16 protein-coding genes and 1 pseudogene are annotated in these 17,981 nt (G+C 74.9%); 5 read left to right on the top strand and 12 right to left on the bottom strand.

Going from position 1 to position 17,981, the window contains the following annotated elements:
* The first annotated feature begins 12 nt into the window (after positions 1-12).
* The gene (locus tag ABTY61_RS01120) at positions 13-2,958 is read left to right on the top strand and encodes an AfsR/SARP family transcriptional regulator (protein ID WP_350502768.1); all 2,946 of its coding nucleotides are present in this window, start codon (positions 13-15) and stop codon (positions 2,956-2,958) included.
* On the opposite strand, the gene ABTY61_RS01115 is transcribed toward ABTY61_RS01120, so the two are convergent.
* From ABTY61_RS01115 to ABTY61_RS01105, 3 genes are all read right to left on the bottom strand, one after another.
* Positions 2,948-3,571: a sigma-70 family RNA polymerase sigma factor gene (locus ABTY61_RS01115; RefSeq protein ID WP_350502767.1), complete on the bottom strand. Its 624-nt coding sequence runs from the start codon at positions 3,569-3,571 to the stop codon at positions 2,948-2,950. The genes ABTY61_RS01120 and ABTY61_RS01115 overlap by 11 nt on opposite strands.
* A 181-nt stretch (positions 3,572-3,752) precedes the next feature.
* Complete coding sequence (locus ABTY61_RS01110; RefSeq protein ID WP_350502766.1) at positions 3,753-4,127, bottom strand: hypothetical protein; 375 nt, start codon at positions 4,125-4,127, stop codon at positions 3,753-3,755.
* A 267-nt stretch (positions 4,128-4,394) separates the two neighbouring features.
* Entirely contained in the window at positions 4,395-6,647 is a 2,253-nt protein-coding gene (locus ABTY61_RS01105; protein WP_350502765.1) for a hypothetical protein, read from the bottom strand.
* A 558-nt stretch (positions 6,648-7,205) separates the two neighbouring features.
* Here ABTY61_RS01105 and ABTY61_RS01100 point away from each other — a divergent pair.
* From ABTY61_RS01100 to ABTY61_RS01090, 3 genes are all read left to right on the top strand, one after another.
* Positions 7,206-7,451 (top strand): hypothetical protein, encoded by a 246-nt coding sequence (locus ABTY61_RS01100; RefSeq protein ID WP_350502764.1) that lies wholly within the window; start codon positions 7,206-7,208, stop codon positions 7,449-7,451.
* A 205-nt stretch (positions 7,452-7,656) separates the two neighbouring features.
* Positions 7,657-8,409, top strand: coding sequence for a class I SAM-dependent methyltransferase (locus ABTY61_RS01095; RefSeq protein WP_350502763.1), 753 nt, complete (start codon positions 7,657-7,659; stop codon positions 8,407-8,409).
* Positions 8,410-8,506: 97 nt separating this feature from the next.
* Positions 8,507-9,466 (top strand): phosphatidylinositol-specific phospholipase C, encoded by a 960-nt coding sequence (locus ABTY61_RS01090; protein ID WP_350502762.1) that lies wholly within the window; start codon positions 8,507-8,509, stop codon positions 9,464-9,466.
* Here the strand turns inward: ABTY61_RS01090 and ABTY61_RS01085 are convergent, their stop codons facing one another.
* Complete coding sequence (locus tag ABTY61_RS01085; RefSeq protein ID WP_350502761.1) at positions 9,467-10,411, bottom strand: DUF2690 domain-containing protein; 945 nt, start codon at positions 10,409-10,411, stop codon at positions 9,467-9,469.
* 383 nt (positions 10,412-10,794) lie between these two features.
* On the opposite strand from ABTY61_RS01085, the gene ABTY61_RS01080 reads away from it, so the two are divergent.
* Positions 10,795-11,340: a helix-turn-helix domain-containing protein gene (locus ABTY61_RS01080; protein WP_350502760.1), complete on the top strand. Its 546-nt coding sequence runs from the start codon at positions 10,795-10,797 to the stop codon at positions 11,338-11,340.
* A 175-nt stretch (positions 11,341-11,515) separates the two neighbouring features.
* On the opposite strand, the gene ABTY61_RS01075 is transcribed toward ABTY61_RS01080, so the two are convergent.
* The 8 genes and pseudogenes from ABTY61_RS01075 to ABTY61_RS01045 form a co-directional block, all read right to left on the bottom strand.
* Entirely contained in the window at positions 11,516-12,280 is a 765-nt protein-coding gene (locus tag ABTY61_RS01075) for a D-Ala-D-Ala carboxypeptidase family metallohydrolase (RefSeq protein ID WP_350502759.1), read from the bottom strand.
* Positions 12,281-12,358: 78 nt separating this feature from the next.
* A complete protein-coding gene (locus ABTY61_RS41925) occupies positions 12,359-12,793 on the bottom strand; it encodes a peptidoglycan-binding domain-containing protein (RefSeq protein WP_502895193.1) in 435 nt (144 codons plus the stop codon).
* 138 nt (positions 12,794-12,931) lie between these two features.
* Positions 12,932-13,084 (bottom strand): annotated as a pseudogene (locus tag ABTY61_RS41920) (hypothetical protein); the annotation flags it as partial.
* Positions 13,085-13,359: 275 nt separating this feature from the next.
* Positions 13,360-14,448 (bottom strand): peptidoglycan recognition protein family protein, encoded by a 1,089-nt coding sequence (locus tag ABTY61_RS01065; RefSeq protein ID WP_350502757.1) that lies wholly within the window; start codon positions 14,446-14,448, stop codon positions 13,360-13,362.
* A gap of 120 nt (positions 14,449-14,568) precedes the next feature.
* Complete coding sequence (locus tag ABTY61_RS01060) at positions 14,569-14,958, bottom strand: peptidoglycan-binding domain-containing protein (protein ID WP_350502756.1); 390 nt, start codon at positions 14,956-14,958, stop codon at positions 14,569-14,571.
* A gap of 171 nt (positions 14,959-15,129) precedes the next feature.
* Positions 15,130-15,888, bottom strand: coding sequence for a DeoR/GlpR family DNA-binding transcription regulator (locus ABTY61_RS01055; RefSeq protein WP_350502755.1), 759 nt, complete (start codon positions 15,886-15,888; stop codon positions 15,130-15,132).
* 202 nt (positions 15,889-16,090) lie between these two features.
* On the bottom strand, positions 16,091-16,957 hold the full coding sequence (locus ABTY61_RS01050) for a class II fructose-bisphosphate aldolase (protein ID WP_350502754.1): 867 nt from the start codon (positions 16,955-16,957) through the stop codon (positions 16,091-16,093).
* Positions 16,954-17,958, bottom strand: coding sequence for a 1-phosphofructokinase family hexose kinase (locus ABTY61_RS01045; protein WP_350502753.1), 1,005 nt, complete (start codon positions 17,956-17,958; stop codon positions 16,954-16,956). Before ABTY61_RS01045 ends, ABTY61_RS01050 begins: the two co-directional genes overlap by 4 nt.
* Positions 17,959-17,981: the final 23 nt, after the last annotated feature.

The following is a 17,981-nucleotide window of genomic DNA, read 5'->3' as shown; positions in this document are numbered from 1 at the left end:
GTGGGGGTACTGGTGCGGATTCGGCTGCTCGGCCCGGTGGAGTTGCGGCTCGCGGCGGGCGGTCCCGCCACGCTGGCGGGGGCGCAGCGGCGCGCGGTCCTGGCGCTGCCCGCGCTGCGGCTGGGCGAGGTGGTCAGCATGGACCAGTTCTGCGAGCTGCTGTGGGGGGAGCGGGCGCCGGCCAGCGCCCGGGCGGCGGTGCAGGGGCATGTGGCGGCGCTGCGCAAGGTGCTCGCCGACACCCCCTTCGAGCTGCACACCCGGACCTGCGGCTACCAGTTGAGCGGCCCGGCCGAGGAGGTGGACGCGCTGCGGTTCGCCCGGCTGACCCGCCGGGCCTCGGAGTGCGCCGACCGCGGTGCGGACGGGGAGGCGATCGCGCTGCTGGAGGAGGCGCTGCGGCTGTGGCGCGGCGAGGCGCTGGCCGATCTGCCGGACACCCCGTTGCGGGCCGCCACGGTGGACCACCTGGAGCAGTCCTCGACGGCGGCCCTGCTCAGCTGGGCCGGGCTGCGGCTGGGGCAGGGCACGGGCGCGGCGGCGGTGGATCTGCTGGAGCGGAGCGTCCGGCGGGACGGGCTGCGCGAGGAGCTGGTGGCGCTGCTGATGCGCTGTCTGCACCAGGCCGGGCGGCCCGCGGACGCGCTGACCGCCTTCCACCGGACCAGGCTGCGGTTGGACCGCGAGCTGGGCATCCGGCCCGGGCCCGCGCTGCGGGCGGCCTTCGCCGAGGTGCTGGCGGACGACCGGCCGGCGGCACCGGCGGCGGTGACCGCCCCGGCCCCCGCGGCCGCTCCCCCGCCCGCCGAGCCGCCCCGGCCCGTGCCCCAGCAGCTGCCCGGCCAGCGGGTGGAGCTGATCGGGCGCACCGCCGAGACCCGGTGGCTGGACCGCGCCTGCGCCCCCGACCGGGCCACCGACGGACCGGCCCTGGTGGTCGGCCCGGCCGGCACCGGCAAGAGTGCGCTGGTCACCGCCTGGGCGCACCGGGCCGCCGACCGCTTCCCGGACGGCCGGCTGTACGCGGACCTGCGCGGCCTCGACCCGGCCGGCCCGGCCGAGCCCGGGGCCGTTCTCGGCCGCTTCCTGCACGCCCTCGGCATCCCGGCGGACGCCCTCCCCGCCGACCGGGCCGGCCGTGCCGCGCTCTACCGGGAGCGCACCAGGGGCCGCCGGCTGCTGGTCGTCCTGGACGACGCCGCCGACGCCGACCAGCTCGCCGACCTGCTGCCCGAGGGGCCGGGCTGCGCCGCCGTGGTCACCGCGCGCGGCTCCCTGGAGAAGCTGGTCGCCACCGACGACGCCGCCCTGCTGCGGCTGACCGCGCTGCCCGAGGACGACGCCCTGGGCCTGCTGGAGCACCTGCTGACGCCCGGCCGGCTGGGCGCCGAACCGGCCGCCGCCGTCGAACTCGTCCGGCTCTGCGAACACCTGCCGCTCGCCCTGCGGATCGCCGCCGCCCGGCTGGCCGCCCACCCGGACTGGACGGTCGCCGAGCTGGTCGCCGAACTGGCCGACGAGCACGGCCGGTTGGCCGCCCTGGAGCTCGACGACCGCACCGGCCTGCGCCAGCAGCTGCTCCTGACTCATCGCCAACTCCAGCCGGAGGCAGCGGAACTGCTCGCCCTGCTGGCCGTCCATCCGGGCCCCGAGGTGGACGGCCGGGCGGCCGCCGCCCTGCTCGGCGGCGACCCCGCCACCGCCCACCGGGCGCTCGGCGACCTGGCCTCCCGCCACCTGCTCACCGGTACCTCCCCCGGCCGCTACCACCGCACCGAGCTGGTCCGGCTGTTCGGCGTCCACCTGCTCGCCGAACGGCCCGAGCAGGTCCGGGTGCGGGCCCGCACCCGGCTGCTGGACCACTACCAGGCCGCCCTGACACACTGCGGCGGCTACCTCGACCCCGGTCAGGAGGACGCCGGGGCGCCCGCCCGGGCGGCGCGGCCCGTCCCACCCGCCGTGGACATCCACACCGCGCTCGACTGGTTCCGCACCGAGGAGCCCGCGGTCCGGACGCTGATCGACCAGGCCGCCGTCACCGACCCCGACCGGGCCTGGCGGCTCGCCCTGACCACCGGTTCGCTCTACTACGGCGCCAGCCGCTTCACCGACTGGCTGGCCCGCGCCGACGTGGGCCTGGCGGCGGCCGAGCGCTGCGCCGACCCGGTCGCGGCGGCGTTCCTGCACAACTGCCGGGCCCAGGCGCTGGTCGCCCTGGAGCGCCGCCACGAGTCGGCGGAGGCGGCCCGGCGGGGGGTGGCGGCCGCCGAGGCGGCCGAGGGGCCGGCCGCCGTCTCGGCGCGGGTGCGGGCGCTCGCCACGCTGGCGATGGTCACCGCGATGCTCGGGGACTCCGTCGGGGCGCAGCGGCTGGCCGCGGAGGCGACCGCGCTCGCCGTCGGTTCGGGCGACCGGAAGCGGCTGGTCGACGCCCTGGTCCACCAGGGCTGGGTGTGTCTGGCGACCGGCGATCCGGAGGGCGCCCAGCGCCTGTCCCGGGAGGCCCGGGAGCTGCTGCCGGCCCGTCCGGTCACCCAGGTGCACCTGTGGTCGCTGCTGACCGAGGCGCAGGCCCTGCCGCCGACCGTCCGGGACGCCGCCGCGGACCTCGCCTGGCACCGGCTGCTGGCCGCCTGCGAGGAGGCCGGGCTGCTGTACCTCCACGCGGTCACCGAGCAGTCCTACGCGGCCCACCTGGTGGCCCGGGGCCGCGCCCCGCAGGTGCGGCAGCGGCTGGCCTCGGCGCTGGACCGGTTCCGCCGGCACGACCGGCTGGCGGGCCACCGCAGCGAGTTCACCGCCGGCCTGGAGGCGTCGCTGAGCTTGCGCGCCGAGGGCGCGCCGGAGTACGGGGGCCCGCCGGGCGACGAAGACCCGTCGGCCGGCGCCGGGGGCTTCCCGGGCCTCGGCCGGGCCGTCGAGGACGGCCCGGCCGGCGGCCCGTCGTTCAGCTGGTGACCGGCGCGTACCCGTGCTCCGCCGCCAGCACCGGCCGCATGGCCCGGACGGCGTAGAAGTTCCGGGACTTGACCGTCCCCGGCGGCACCCCCAGCTGCGCCGCGGCCTCCAGCACCGAGCGGTCCTTCAGGTGCAGCTCGACCAGCACTTCGCGGTGGTGCTTCTGCACCCGTCGCAGCGCCAGCGCGATGTCCCGGGCGACCACCACCTGCTCGTACGGGTCCTCGGCGAGCGGGCGGTCCTCCACCGGCTCGCCGATGGCCTCCTGGGCGCGGGCGGCGGCCATCCGGTAGTGGTCGATCGCGATCCGGCGGGCGACGGTGAACAGCCAGGGGCGGCTGTGCTCCGGGCCGGCGGCGAGGGCCTCCGGGTGCTGCCAGGCGCGCAGCAGGGTCTCCTGGAGGATGTCCTCGGCCTTGCCGCGGTCGCCACCGGTGTTGCGCAGCAGGGCGCGCAGCAGGTAGCCGCCGTGCAGCCGGTGGATCTCGGCCAGGGTGTCGGGGTCGAGGGTCCGTCGGGCCGGGGCCGGCTCCGGTGCCGCGACGGGGTCGGCAGGGGGGCCTGCGGGCGGCTGGACGACGGACGTGGGCGGAGCGACGGACTGCTTCGACACGCGCTACCTCTCAGGTCGGGCAAGGGCACATGGCAGGGCTTCCGCCGGACATCCCCCGTGGCGGCAGACAGCAGCCTGCCGGGCGGCGCCAAGGACCTGCCAACGATCCGCCAACGCCCCGGACCGGAGGGCACCCGTCCCGTCGCCCGGCGCCGCGCCCGGCCTCCGCCGGGTGCCGGGTTCAGTCCGCGCCGGGCGCCGCCGCCGGGCCCTCGTTGAGCGCCCGCACCAGCTCCTGCACCCCGTCCTCCCCCCGGTGCTCGATCAGCACCGCGACCCAGCCCGCCAGCCGTTCCCGCTCGGCCACCGTCCACCCCGGCGCGGACGGGTGCTCGTCCACCACCAGCGCCCGCGCCAGGCCCAGCAGCCCCGGGGTGGGCTCCGCGCGCCGCTGCCGCTCCGGCAGCACCCGCAGCGCCAGCCGCCGGGCGACGGCCGTCACCTCGGCCGCGCCGCAGGCCGGCACCGCCAGCCCGGACGGCCCCGGCACCACCGGCGCCCCCATCCCCACCAGGGCCGCGATGTACGCCCGCACCTCCGGCCCGTCCGCTTCCATTCCCGCGTTCCTTCCCCGTCCCGTTCCGTCCCGCTCAACGTGCCTGGTGCCGGGCGGGGTTCAGCCACGGCCCGCCGACGTACCCGCCGGTACGGGTAGGACCAGGAACCGCCCGTCCGGGCCGGACCGCATTGTCCCCGGCCACCGTGAGGGCCGTGCGGTCGGCCCCGGGTTCGTCCTGTCCGGGGCGTGGCCGGCCGCGCCGACAGACGGCGGCGGCCGGCCGGGGGCGGGTGCCCCGGCCGGCCGCCGGTACGGGGTGGGGCGTCACTTCTTCGTCTGCGCCACCGGGGTCTGGTAGGGGTGGTGGTGGGTGCCGCCGACGTGCAGCTCCTCCTCGGGCTTGCCCGCGAGCTTGGGCAGCACGTGGGTGCCGAACGGGTCGGTGACGGTCACCGTGGCGCCGTTGCGGTGCACCTGGTGCGGCGAGCCGATCGAGTACGAGGCGAGCGCGAGCGCGGCGCTCGGGCTGGACGCGCCACTGGTGGCGGTGCCGAACAGGGAGCTGGCCACCGAGAGGCTGGTCGGCGCCGTGCCGAGGGTGGTGTAGCCGGACTGCTCGCCGCCGTACGCGCTGCCGAAGGCGGCGCCGCCGGTCACGGTGGTGCCGGTGGGCACGGTGACCGGGACACTGGTTCCGGCCGGGCCCTGGACGGTGACCACGCCGCCCTGGACGTAGCCGCTGACGGTGCCCGCGGTACGGGTCTGCTGCCAGGCGGTCTGCTGCTGCAGGGAGGTGCCGGCGTCGGTGAGGGTCTGGTTGACCACCGGGGTGGCGGCCGTGTACCAACCGCGGTACTCGGACAGGATGCCGGTCAGGGTCTGCAGGGCCAGGCGGTCGTCGGCCAGGTTCGACTGGTGCATGAAGAACGGCCGGGGATCGTTGCTGAGCACGTACCCGAGGGTGATCTTCTCCTGCATCGGCAGGACGTAGTTCGCCCAGCCGCTGTTCAGGTCCAGCGGCGTGATGCAGGTCGTGGTGGCCGGGTTGGCCTCGCAGTTGCCGCTGCCGCCGTTGGCCTTCGAGGTGTAGAGCCAGTTGTACTCGCTCACCTCGTCGGACTGGGTGGAGACGTTGTAGAAGACGTTGACCGGGTGCCGGGGCACGCCGAGCGCCGAGGCGATCTGCCGTTCGCCGGTCTCCCGGGAGGCGTCCACGCCGAGCCACTGGATGTTGTTCTGGCTGAGCGCGGCGAGGAAGTTCGGGTTGTCGTTGGGCTGCTGCGGCAGCATCACGGTGCCGGAGTGCTCACCGGCGACCAGCTCGCCCGGCCGGAACGGCAGCCCGTTGGCCTGGCCGAACTGGATGTTCTGCTGGATCTGGCTGTTGACGGTGGCCTGGTCGACGTACTGGATCGCGCCGGTGGAGTCGGTCTGGCACTTCCACGGGATCACGGTGAAGTTCTGCACGCAGCCCAGGAACGGGTGCTGGTAGGTGTGGTTGAGCCACATGAAGCTGTTCTTGTTCGCCAGCAGGGCGGTGGTCAGCGGGTCGGTGCCGCCGTTGGCCGCCGCGTAGTCCAGGCTGGGGCCGCCGTTGAACAGGAAGTCCAGGGTGTAGTTGTTCTGCTGCTCCCAGGCGACGGTGGCGGTGACGTCCGCGGGCGTCATCCGGATCGCCGTGGTCGCCGGGACGTTGCCGACGCAGTCGCCCTCGCCCGGGGTGCAGTGACCGCTCTGGCTCCAGCGGGAGTTGGCGTTGAAGAGGTCGTCGACGTGGGCGGAGAAGTAGTTGCGCCAGTAGCCGAGGTGGACGCCCTTGGTCACCCAGTCGACGATGCCGTGCGCCAGCAGCCGGAACTGCTGCTGGTAGTAGTTGTAGGCGAAGGTGAGCACCAACTGCTGGCGGCCGCCGGAGGTGTAGACCCCGGCGAGGGTGCCCTGGGTGCCGGTGCCGGGGATGGTCTCGGTCACGTAGGGCTCGAAGTGCGAGCCGGTGGCCGGGTTGTCGGGCAGCGGGGTGGGCAGGTACCCGTACGATCCGCTGCCGCCGGCGGTGCCCTCGAATGCGACCGGGCCGTTCAGGTACTGGAAGGCGTCGCCGCGGGCGGCGGCGGTCGCGGTGGCGGTGGTGGCGTCCAGCGAGCCGGACCAGGTCGGCGCGTTCAGACCGGTGCCGGCGCCGGGCCAGACGTAGGCGTCCACCTGGCGGACCTGGTAGCTCTGCTCGTAGCCGGTCAGCGCGCTCAGTTCGGCCGCGGAGAGCTGGCTCGGCGCGTCGTTGGGCAGCACGACGCCCTCGAAGTGCCCGTGCGGGGTGCCGTCGGCCAGGGTGTCGGCGAGGAAGCCGGCGGTGAGGGTGGCCCGGCTGCTGCTGGTCAGGTCGATGACGGTGGTGGGCACGCCCTCGGCGGAGAGCTGCTGCCGGATGCCCTCGACCCAGGGGTTGCCGTCGGTGACCACCAGGACGTTCAGGTCCACCCGCGAGCTCGTGGCGGAGGCCGGGACGACGGTGGCCAACCCGATCACCGCGGTGGCGACGGCCAGCGCGACGACGGGGAGGAAGCGGAAGGCCTTCACGCGAAAGCCCCCTGCGATATTACGGTGAGTCGACTCATGGCAGCCGATAATGCCCGTCCGGAACGGCTCCGCGCAGCAGCCTGGGAACAAGATTTACCAAGGTCTGGGGAATTACTGGTGGAAGACCGGGCGGCGCCGACTCGCGGTCAATGTCAGCCGGGTGAACGGAATTTGATGAAAGCATGACCAAACGGTCGCGACCAGCGGCTTCGCCCCTCCGGAGCCCTTCGCCGGAGCCGCTCCGCACGGGTCTGGCGGGCGCCTGACAATTCCGCCCCGGTACCTGCCGTCCCGGCATTTCCGGGCCACCGCCGGAATACCGGTCAGGTCAATTCCGACACCCCGGACGAAGGCCCACCCGAAGGCCCGGACGGCGAGTTCGGCCACGACCCGGCCCGCCGCCTCGCGGCCCTCCGGGTGCGAACCCCGCAGCCGCGGCCGTCAGGGGCTCGTCAGCAGGGCGTCAGCGGTGCGTCAATCCACCGGCGGGCGGGGCGGCGGCGGCGCAAGCTGGGGGACGTACCTGCAGGTCCGCAGGTCCTTCCGGAGGTGAGTCGCATGTCCGTGGTCGCTGCGTTCCATTCCGTCGTGCCCGACGTCCGCCGCCGGGGACACGGGCTGCGCGCCGCGTTCTCCCAGGTGCTGGAGCGGCTGGCCGCCAGCCCGCTGGACAGCCCCGTCCTGGGCGCGATGGGCGCGCCGCGCTCGACCGACCGCCCCGCCGGGCTGCACGCCCACTGGCACACCGTCACCCGCGAGGACGGGCGCACCGTGTTGGAGGCCGACTGGCGACCCGGCCGCTGAGGCCGCCGGGTCGCTGAGACCGCCGGTCCGCCCCCGGGGCCGCCGACAGCCGCCCCACCTCCTTCCCGGGAGCGTGGGGCGGCCGTCGCGCGCCGGTGGTGTCGCGGCCCGCGCCCTCGGTTTTGCCCCTGCGGACCCGGGACCGGTAGACACGGCCTCGACACGGTGCGTGACGAAACCGTGCGTGACCTCCGGAGGCCCCGCCATGAGCGTGACGAGTCGGTACCGGGAGGCCTGGGAGGGCTTCTGGAGCGAAGCGCCCGCGGAGCCCGGCTCGGTGATCTGGGACGCCGAGCCCGCCATCACCGCGGAGCGCCACCTCGCGCTGTTCCGCCCCCACCTGCACGACCCCGGGCTCCCCGTGGTCGACCTGGGCTGCGGAAACGGCCGCCAGACCCGCTTCCTCGCCGAGCACTTCCCCCGGGCCCTCGGCGTCGACCTGTCCGGCACCGCCGTCGAACTCGCCCGGCGCCAGGACCCGGCCGGGCGGGCCGAGTACGCCCAGCTGGACGCCACCGACCCGGCCGCCGTCCGCGCCCTGCACGAACACCTGGGCGACGCCAACGTGTACGTGCGCGGCGTGATCCACCAGAGCGAGCCCGCCGACCGGCGGCGCGTCGCCGAGGCCGTCGCCACCCTGCTCGGGCAGCGCGGCCGGGCCTTCCTGGTCGAACTGGCCGAGTCCGCCAAGGAGGTGCTGCGGGGGCTCGCCCAGGCCCCGGCCGGGCCGCCCGCGAAGCTGCGCCCGGTCTTCGCACACGGGCTCGCCCCCGCCGAGGTGGCCGACGCGGCCTTCGACGGGCTGTTCCGCTCGGCCGGCCTGGCCGTCCTGGCCACCGGCGAACTGCCGCTGTCCCTGACCGAGTTCACGGCCGGGGGCGAGCGGATCGAGCTGCCCGCCTGGTGGCTGGCGGTCGGTCCGAGCGGGGCGGACGGGCCGGCGCACGGCCCGCGCTGAACCCGTTGACGGCGCGGGCGCGTTCGACCAGTGTCAGGACCGACGGAGTGTCAGGACGAGTCGTCGCAGCCGCTCGCGGGGCAGAGGGAGCCGGACCATGGGCATCGCACGTCGTGATCTTCTCAGGTGGGGCGTCGGCGCGGGCGGCGCGGCCGCGGTCGGCACTCTGCTCGGGGCGCCCGCCGGAGCCTTGGCCGCGGGCCGGGCGACCACCCCGGGCGGGGTGACGACGGACAGCTGGATGGGCCGACTGGACGGGAGCCTGCCCCTGCTCGACCTCACCGTCCCCGGCACCCACGACTCCTGCTGCCAGAACCCCTGGTACGGCACCGAGTGGTCGCACACCCAGAACTGGGGCATCCCCCAGCAGTTGCAGGAGGGCGTGCGCTTCCTCGACATCCGCTGCAACGGCCTCCAGGGGGCACCCGACGAACTCGGGATCTACCACTCCGACGCCTACCAGCACATCCGGCTGCAGGACGTGCTCGACCAGTGCCGCGCCTTCCTGGCCGCGCACCCGGGCGAGACGCTGCTGATGCGCCTGCGCAACGAGCGCGCCGGCGGCCAGGCCCTCGACGACCAGGAGTTCCGGCGCAGGGTCGACCACTACCTGGACGGCCTGGGCTACCGCGGCCTGTTCCACTTCTACGGCTGGCCCACCCTCGGCGCCGCCCGCGGCAAGGTGGTGCTGCTCGCCGACTTCGCCAACCCGTGGGGCCTGATCGACTGGTCCAGCGGTCAGAACTCCTGGTTCGACACCCAGGACGTCTGGCAGACCGCCGGCACCGACCCGCTGGGCGACAAGGGCCGGTACGTCGTGGCCCAGTTCGACAAGGCCTTCCGCAGTCCCGGATATCCGCGGATGTTCGTCAATTTCCTCAGCTACGCGGGCGGCTTCTGGCCCAGGACCAGCTCGCAGGCCGTGATGGACCGGGCGGTCTACCCGTACCTGAGCGCCCGAACCGGGCAGCGCGCCCGGTTCGGCATCGTTCCGATGGACTTCCCGGACTTCCACGTGAACGTGCTGCAGATGCTCATCGACAAGAACTTCGACTGATCACGGTGTGGACGTCGGGCTTGCGGGGGCGACGAGGCTGGTGACGGACCTGGTGCAGCCGTCGCCCTCCGGCTGGTGGCCGCACACCTGCAGGACGGTGTCGGCGGTGGCGGCCTCCACCATCATCGAGTAGTTGTCGTAGCCCCAGTGGATCAGGGCGGTCTCCTGCGAGCCGGTGCTGGTGGTGATGGTGGCGGTGTCCCCGGGGGCGCCGTCGGTGATGCCCGCCCAGGCGGCCCGGCAGCGGGCGCTGTAGTGGACGTACAGCACCACCTTGCCGATGGTGCCGGTCACCAGGGTGCGGTCGTCGGCCTCGCACCCCATGGCCTGCGGGTCCCGGCCGGCGCAGCCGACGGCCTGGCAGAGCTGGGCGGGCAGGGCCACCGGGCGCGCCCCGGCGGTCGGGCGCCCGGCGGAGGCCTCGGCGGCGCTGGTGTCGGCGTTCAGGCCGTGCAGGTAGAGGCCCGCGAGTACGAGGAGGACGGCGACGGCGGCAACGGCGGCCAGGACCGGTGGCCGCCGCCAGCCGGGGACCCGGGCGGCGGCGGGAACGGGGACGGGTACGGGGACGGGCAGTGGGAGGGGTATGGGAACGGGGACGGGAACCGGGACGGTGGCGGCGGCCGCGGGTTCGGCGGCGGGTCCGGGTACGGGGGGTGCGGCGGCCGGCTCGGTCGCGCCGCGGGCGGCCTCGGCCTGGCGCAGCAGGGAGGTCAGCAGCACGGCGTCGCAGTCCACCGTGGCGATCAGGCCCGCCAGGGCCTGCGAGGTGATCAGACGCTTGCCGTTCAGCCAGCGTTCCCAGGAGGCCTTGCTGAGGTAGGTCCGCTTGCCGAGTTCGGCGAGCGAGATCCCGTGGGCGTCCTTGACCGCGCGCAGCTCCTCGGCCAGGCGCCGAGCGGGCTCCGACAGGTCGTCAGGCAGCGGTTTCCAGGACTGACTCATCGTGAGGTCACCTCTGGCGGTCGACGGTGGGCGCAAACTGATCTTCTTTCGGATGATCAGTCTAAGGTGCCCGGCGTCTGACCCCCGCCCGCCGCCCGCCGCGCCCGGCCCATCGTCTCAACCGCTTCCCGGTCCGCGTCCCAAGTCGCAGCTCAGAGGCCTGGGGGCGGTTCGCATCGTCTCAGAACGATCGGAGACGGTCGAAGATCGGTGCACGATCCCGCAGAGTGGGGCGCGCCGGGTAGCCCCGAGGTCAACACGGGTTCTGGTCCGGGTAAAGACCTCGCGGAGTCGGAGCACACGTCAGAGCAGACGAGGGCGCCCCGGTGCAGTTGGATCCATGCACCACAACGGTCATCTCAGAGGAAGTTCGGGGAAACCTCATGGGCCGCCACCACGCGTCCGAGATCACATCACCATCACCGGCGTCACCAGCCGACCGGCTCGCCGGGGAGCTGCAGTCATTGAAGAACGGGTCGGGCCTCACCTACGCCCGGCTCAGCGAACGCACCCACTACGCGAAGTCCTCGTGGGAGCGCTGGGTGAACGGGAAGCAGTTCCCCCCGCGCGACGCGGTGCAGAGCATCGCGGTCGTCTGCGGGGGCGATGCCCGGCTCCTGCTGGAACTGTGGCAGCTCGCGGAGAGCCGCCGCCTCATGCTCGCCGCGCCGGGCGTCCCCGGGCCGGGCAGCGGCCCGGTTCCCGGCGCCGGTCCGACCGCCGGATCGGCCGGAGCCCGGTCGGCGGGACCGTCCGTGGGGACGACCGACCTGCGGGACGCGGACGCTCCGACCGGGGAGGAGCCCCCGGAGTGCAAGCACCGCCGGCAGGCCGCCGTGCTGCGACGGGTGGCCCTGGTCTCCCTCGCGGTCGGGGCGGGCGGGGTGCTGGCCGCGGCCGGCCGCCGGACCCTCCGACGGGAGGCCTGACCGCCCGCACCCACCGTCCTGGTCCCTGCGGGCAGCGCAGGAACCTCCACTCCCCACCGGCACCACCGGCACCACTGGCACCACTGGCACCACCGACACCGTCGGCAGCACTGACAGAGCGGCACCGCGCCCCGTGGGGAGGGCGCGGTGCCGCCGCCGTGGGGGGCCGCCGCCGTTACGCGACGCCGTCCTGCCACCACCAGAAGCCCGAGCCGTAGTTGGAGTGCTCGACCCGGCTGTCCACGTGCTGCCAGGAGACGGTGTGGGTCTCCAGGCCGGAGAAGCCGCAGGTCTCGGCGATCCGGTAGACGTCCAGCGTGGACAGGCCGGAGACCGCCGTGTCGGCCGCCACCCCGTAGGTGTGCATGGAGTTGCCGGCCCCGCCCACCGAGGCGTTGTACGAGGTGCTGCGGAAGCCGGAGTTGATGGTGATCGCGCGGTCACCGGCCTTCTTGCGCAGCGCCTCCAGCTTGTACATGGTGCGGCGGACGTTCTCCTTCACCTCGTCGGCGCCGACGTTGCCGCCGCCGAAGCCCGAGCCGTCGTGGCTGGTGAACTCCGACCAGTTGAAGTGGGCGGTGGAACCGTCCGACTTCTCCAGCGCGTTCAGCACGCCGAAGGTCTGCGGACCGGCCACGCCGTCCGCGCTGAGCCCGTAGGCGGCCTGGAACCGGCGCACCGCGGCGGCGGTGCCGGGGCCGAAGGAGCCGTCCACGGCCACGTAGGTCTGCGAGGCGGAGTCCGCCGCCCAGCCCGCGACGCGGATCTGCAGCTCGGCCACGGCCGAACCGGACGAGCCCTGGCTCAGGTTGCCCGACCAGCCGTAGGCGGCCGCCGGACGGGCGAAGCCGATGTTGGCGACCGCGGCGAGCCCGGCGGCGGCCACCGCGCCGGTGCCGTAGCGCAGGAGGGCGCGGCGGTCGAGGGAAGAGCTGTTCACAACGTGCTCCTTCGAGGAGTCGGCAGGGGAAGGCGTCGTACGGGGCGGTACGGGGAGCCGGTCAGGACGACGGGCCGGTCAGTACCAGTTGTGGGCCTGCCAGAAGCTCCAGGCCGAGCACGGGGAGCCGTAGCGGTCCTTGATGTAGTCCAGGCCCCACTGGAGCTGGGTGGCCGGGTTGGTCTGCCAGTCGGAGCCCGCGCCGGCCATCTTGTCGCCGGGCAGCGACTGCGGGATGCCGTACGCCCCGGACGAGGGGTTGGTGGCGTAGACCTTCCAGCCGCTCTCGTGGTTGTAGATCTGGTCCAGGCAGCCGAACTGGCCGCTCACGCTCCAGCCGTGGCTGGGGAACTTCCACTGGGCGGTGATCTGCACCGTGCGGGCGACGCCCATCGCGTTCATGGTGGCCGGGCCGGCGATGCCGTCGTCGCTCAGGCTGTGGGCGTGCTGCCAGTTGCTGACGGCGCTGGTCGTACCGGAGCCGTAGGCGCCGTCCGCGCCCGAGCCGGCCACCCGCTGGACCTCGGCGACCTTGTTGTGCAGGGCGAGTTCGGTGCGGGGGCCGTACACGCCGTCCTCGTCCAGGCCGTTGTCGTGCTGGAAGCTGCGGACGGCGGCGGCGGTCTGCGGGCCGTAGTTGCCGTCCACGCCGCTGCTCGCCAGGTAGCCGATGCCCACCAGGTTGCGCTGGACCCAGGTGGTGCTGTCGGTCGCCTGGGCCTGCGCGGGCAGCAGGGCCAGCGCGACGAAGGCGAGCACGGCCGCGGCGAGTACGCGCAGGGCCGAGGTTTTCTTCACGGTCATCCCATCCCCTCAGGTGCCTGTCGGATGATCAGGCGGTGCCGCCCACTCTCGGGGGGCGGCCGCCCGTCCCGCCAGGAGTCGGCGGCACCAGGGACGTCCCGGGCCGTCCGGGGACGCTGCGGAGACGCTGTGGGAGGGCCGTGGGACGGGGTGGGACGGGCCCCGGCCGGGCACGCACCGGGCATGGGACGCGGGTGGGGACGGCTGTGGGACGGCCGTGGGACGCCGGTGGCCGGCCCGTTCGCGCTGGAACGGGCCGGCCACCGGACGGCGGGTCAGCCCAGCAGCCGGCTCCAGGTCCGGGCGTCCACCAGGCCGTCGGCCGGCAGCCCGGCCGAGGACTGGAAGGACGTCACCCCGGCCTGGGTGCCCGGGCCGAACGCGCCGTCCACGCTCACCTGGATGCCGTGCGCGACCAGCTGGCTCTGCACGGCCTGCACCGCACTGCCCGAGGCGCCGCGGGCCAGCGGTGCCACGGCCTGGCTCCAGGTCTGGTTGCCGGCGACGCCGTCGGCCGAGGCGTGGGTGGTGCTCTGGAAGGCCGTGACGGCGGCCTGGGTGGCGGGCCCGTACGCCCCGTCCACGGTCAGCGACTGGCCGCGCTGCACCAGCAGGTACTGCAGCGTCTTCACGTTCTCGCCCGAGGCGCCGCTGCTGAGCATCGGCCAGACCGGGCCGGTCGGGTCCCCGCCGATCCGGGCCGCGACGTCCCGGCGGATCTGCGGGATCAGCGCGTAGAGGCGGTCGCCGGGGCACTCGGTGGTGTTGAAGTCCCGGTGGCCGTACACCTGGTAGGCGCGCAGCCCGTACTGCCGGCAGATGTAGGTGATCAGGTCGATCAGCGCCGCGTACTGCTGGCTGCGCGGGTCGACGGTGCTGTAGGTGCCCTCGTTCTCGATGCCGATGGCCACCGTGTTCTGCGCGGTGCAGTGGGCCCCCTCGACGTGCTGGGTGCCGCCGCGCAGCGTGGCCAGGCTGCTGTGGCGGCCCTCCATGATGTAGGCGCCACGGCTGACGGTGAAGTGCTGGCCGGTGTCGATCCAGTTCTCGCTGTCCATCTGGTAGGCCTGCATCGAGCGGGCCAGCGCGAACGCGGCGGCCTGGGAGTAGTCCGTCACGTTGGGCGTCGCGGTGTGGTGGACGATCACCTTGTCCGGCGCGCCGGACACGAAGTTGAGCGGGCTGCCGGCCGCCCGGGCACCCCAGGTGCCGGTGTCGGCGATCACCGGGCCGGTGGCGGCGCGGGCCGCCCCGGCGGTCAGGGCGGAGCCCAGCAGGGCGCCGGTGCCGACGGCGAAGGCGCCAGCCAGGAAGGTGCGGCGGCCGGGTCCGACGGGGGCGGAGGCGGGGTTCACGGGGTCCATGCGGGGGTTACCTGGTCCTTCAGGGGTTCGGCGGGGAGACGGAAAGACCCCTGCCCCCGGGCCTGCTGACGGCGCGGGGGCAGGGGTGGCAGGGGTGCGCGTTACCGGGACGGGCCCCGGTCAGGAGCTGGTGGGCAGGGCGGCCCGGCACTTGCCGTCCCAGCCCTCGTCGCCGTAGGCGAGCAGCATGTCCCCGGTGAGCGGGCCGACGATGCCGTCGGAGCTCTTGGTGTAGCTGATCAGCTTGTTCTGGAACCAGTGGATCGCGTTGTCGGTGTTCGAGCCCCAGTACCCGTCCTCCTTGAGCGTCGGGTACCACCCGCCGCCGGCCTGGCTGAAGTGGTTGATGTCGTGCTGGACGCACTGCACGGCGGTCCAGTTGTTGGCCTGGCCGGGGCCGACGTACCCGGCGTTGGTGTTGGCGCTGGCGGTACCGGACACGGTGATCAGGGCGACGGCGGCAGAGGCCGCCACCACGGCGGCGCGCTTGACCAGGGCGTGGATGGCCACGGTTCTCCTCGGACTGGGCTGGGGTCCGCACCTCGGCGGACCGGACGGCAGCCACGCTAGGAGCGCCGCGAGGCCGTCCACCACGCTTCGCCGTCCCTCCCGCGTCCCAGCGCCGTCCCGGGACGGCGGCGGGCGGGCCGAGGCGCCTCCGCGCTCCCGGGCCCCGGCACCTCAGGCCCGGCGCACCCGGACGCCGCTCTCGGCGATCGCCTTCTCCTGGGCGTCCGGCAGGCCCGCGTCGGTCACCAGGTCGTGGACGTCGGAGAGCGGGCAGATCGAGGCGAAGGTGACCCGGCCGACCTTCGTCCGGTCGGCGAGCACGACGGTGTGGGCGCTGCTGCGCAGGAAGGCCCGGTCGGTCTGGGCCTCCATCTCGTCGTGGGTGGTGCACCCCTGCTGGACGGTCAGGCCGTCCACGCCGATGAAGGCGAGGTCCAGGTGGTACTGGTCGAGCATCCGCTCGGCGGCCGGGCCGACCAGTTCGTAGCTGGCCGAGCGGGCCAGCCCGCCGATCACGACCAGCCGGACCTCGGGGCGGACGATCAGCTCGGCGGCGATGTTGACCGCGTTGGTGACCACGGTGAGATTGCCGCGCTCGGCGAGCACCCGGGCCAGCTCGGTGGTGGTCGTGCCGCCCGTCAGGCCCACCACGGCGCCGTCCGGCACCAGTTCGGCGGCGGCCCGGGCGATCCGGCGCTTCTCCTCCGCCTGCTGGTCGCTCCGGTGCCGCAGCGGGATCTCCAGGTTGACCGCCCCGGTCACCGCACCGCCCCGGGTGCGCTGGAGCAGCCCCTGGTCCTGCAGTTCCTGCAGGTCCCGGCGCACGGTCGCGTCGGACACCCCGAGCAGGTCGGAGAGCGTCCGCACGTCCGCGCTCCCCGCCTCGGCGATGTGCGAGACGATCCTGGCGGCGCGATCAGCTTTGAGCATGGACGGAGTGTAGTTCAGCCGGGTTCGACGGTCGGTGACCGCGCACCTCTCCCCGGTGGCCCGCCCCGCGCACCGGCTCGACGGCGGCGGTCCGCCGGATTCGCTGCGCACATCCGATCGGACCTCCCGGTGTTCGAACAGCTACGGGCAGGGCGGGCCGGTGAACCGCGCATCCCCGGACGCGGAGGGAGCAGCGCTCAGGTCAGGGCCCGACGGCGGACCGGTCGGCCGGGTGCGGCGCGGTCAGCACGGCGAGCAGCCGGGCGACTTCGCGGGCCACCGCCGCCCGGCCCTCCCCCAGGTACCTCCGGGTGTCCACCAGGGCCGGGTCGGCGGCCAGGCTGCGGCGGACCGCCTCGGTGAAGGCCTTGTTGAGGTGGGTGGCGATGTTGACCTTCGTCATCCCACGGGCGACCGCCGCTGCGAGCACCGGCTCCGGCACCCCGGAGGAGCCGTGCAGCACCAACGGCACCGGGACGGCGGCCCGCAGCGCGGCGATCAGGTCGAGGTCCAGGGCGGCGGTGCGGGTGAGCATGGCGTGCGAGGTGCCGACGGCCACGGCCAGTGCGTCGACGCCGGTGCGCCCGACGAACTCGGCGGCCTGCGCCGGGTCCGTCCGGGCGCCGGGGGCGTGCACCCCGTCCTTGCCGCCGACCTCGCCGAGTTCGGCCTCCAGCCACACGCCCGCGCCGTGGCACAGCCGGGCCACCTCGGCGGTGGCGCGCACGTTCTCCTCGTACGGCAGCGCCGAGGCGTCGAACATCACCGAGCCGAACCCCAGCCCGAGGGCCTCCGCCACCAGCGGCCGCTCGGTCGCGTGGTCCAGGTGGACGGCCACCGGCACGGCGGCGGCCCGGGCCACGGCGAGCGTCGCCGCACCGATCGGCGCCAGGCCGCCGTGGTAGCGGACGGCGTTCTGGCTGAGCTGCAGCACCACCGGCGCCCCGGCGGCCTCGGCTCCGGCGACGATGGCCTGGGCGTGTTCCAGCTGGATGACGTTGAAGGCTCCGACGCCGCGGCCGCCGCTCAGCGCGGGCACGACGATCTCTCCGGTTCCGACCAGGGTCACGGTTCTCCTCGGGGCTGGGCCGTCGGTCGGGGCGGGGGCGTCGGTCGGGACTCGGCCGTCCGTTGGGGCCGGTCCGACTGCGGACCGTCCGGTTCGAGCGGCTCGATCCGGACCTCGCCGAGCAGCCGCCGGTAGGCCCCGGCGTCGTACTGCCCGGCCACCGGGGCGAGCACGGTGGCCGCGGACAGCGCAGCGGCCCGGCGCAGCCGCTCGGGCCAGGGCGTCCCGTCGGCCAGGCCGAGGGCGAGGGCGGCGACGGCCGAGTCGCCCGCCCCGATCGGGTTGCCGGGCAGCGCCTCGGGCGGGCGGGCCCGCCAGCGGCCCTCGGCGGTGGCGGCGAGCAGCCCGTCCGGGCCGAGCGAGGCGACCACCGCGGCGGCCCCGGCCGCGCGCAGCCGTTCCGCGCCCCGCACCGGGTCCCCGGTGCCGGTGGCCGCGGCGAGCTCGTGGGCGTTGGGCTTCACCACGGCCGGCCCCGCGGGCAGCGCCCGCAGCAGGGCCGGTCCGTCCGCATCCAGGACGGCCGGTACGCCGTGGGCGCGGGCCAGCCCGATCAGGACGGCGTAGGCGTCCGCGGACAGTCCGGGCGGCAGGCTGCCGGAGAGCACCGCGACGGCGGCGCCGGGCAGCAGTCGCCGGTAGTGCGCCAGGAAGCGCCGCCACTCCGGGGCGGTGACGGGCGGCCCGGGTTCCAGGAAGACGGTGGTGTCCCGGTCGTCCGCGACGGCGACGGTGCGGCGGGTCTCCCCCGCGACCTCGACCAGTTCGTCGTGCAGCGCGGCCGCCGCGAGGTCCGCCCGCAGGGCCTGGCCGGTGGGGCCGCCGGCCAGGCCGGTGACGATCGCGGTGCGGCCGAGCGCGGCGAGCACCCGGGCCACGTTGATTCCCTTGCCGCCGGCCTGCTGCCGGACGTCCCGCACCCGGTTGCCGGCGTGCAGGCGGACGGCGGGGAGCCGGTAGGTGAGGTCCAGCGCCGGGTTGAGGGTCACGGTGAGGATCACCGGCGGCCGCCGCCCGGCCGCCG

This window comes from Kitasatospora sp. NPDC096128, from assembly GCF_040303105.1.
Taxonomy (GTDB): domain Bacteria; phylum Actinomycetota; class Actinomycetes; order Streptomycetales; family Streptomycetaceae; genus Kitasatospora.
The sequence above is the reverse complement of the archived record's forward strand: the minus strand, read 5'-3'. Positions and strand labels throughout refer to the sequence as shown.

Bases quoted from the DNA above. Each gene is read 5' to 3' on its own strand.
- ABTY61_RS01080 (WP_350502760.1), top strand. From the start codon at position 10,795: ATGGGCCGCCACCACGCGTCCGAGATCACATCACCATCACCGGCGTCA.
- ABTY61_RS01095 (WP_350502763.1), top strand. From the start codon at position 7,657: ATGAGCGTGACGAGTCGGTACCGGGAGGCCTGGGAGGGCTTCTGGAGC.
- ABTY61_RS01090 (WP_350502762.1), top strand. From the start codon at position 8,507: ATGGGCATCGCACGTCGTGATCTTCTCAGGTGGGGCGTCGGCGCGGGC.
- ABTY61_RS01055 (WP_350502755.1), bottom strand. From the start codon at position 15,888: ATGCTCAAAGCTGATCGCGCCGCCAGGATCGTCTCGCACATCGCCGAG.
- ABTY61_RS01085 (WP_350502761.1), bottom strand. From the start codon at position 10,411: ATGAGTCAGTCCTGGAAACCGCTGCCTGACGACCTGTCGGAGCCCGCT.
- ABTY61_RS01065 (WP_350502757.1), bottom strand. From the start codon at position 14,448: ATGGACCCCGTGAACCCCGCCTCCGCCCCCGTCGGACCCGGCCGCCGC.
- ABTY61_RS01110 (WP_350502766.1), bottom strand. From the start codon at position 4,127: ATGGAAGCGGACGGGCCGGAGGTGCGGGCGTACATCGCGGCCCTGGTG.
- ABTY61_RS01100 (WP_350502764.1), top strand. From the start codon at position 7,206: ATGTCCGTGGTCGCTGCGTTCCATTCCGTCGTGCCCGACGTCCGCCGC.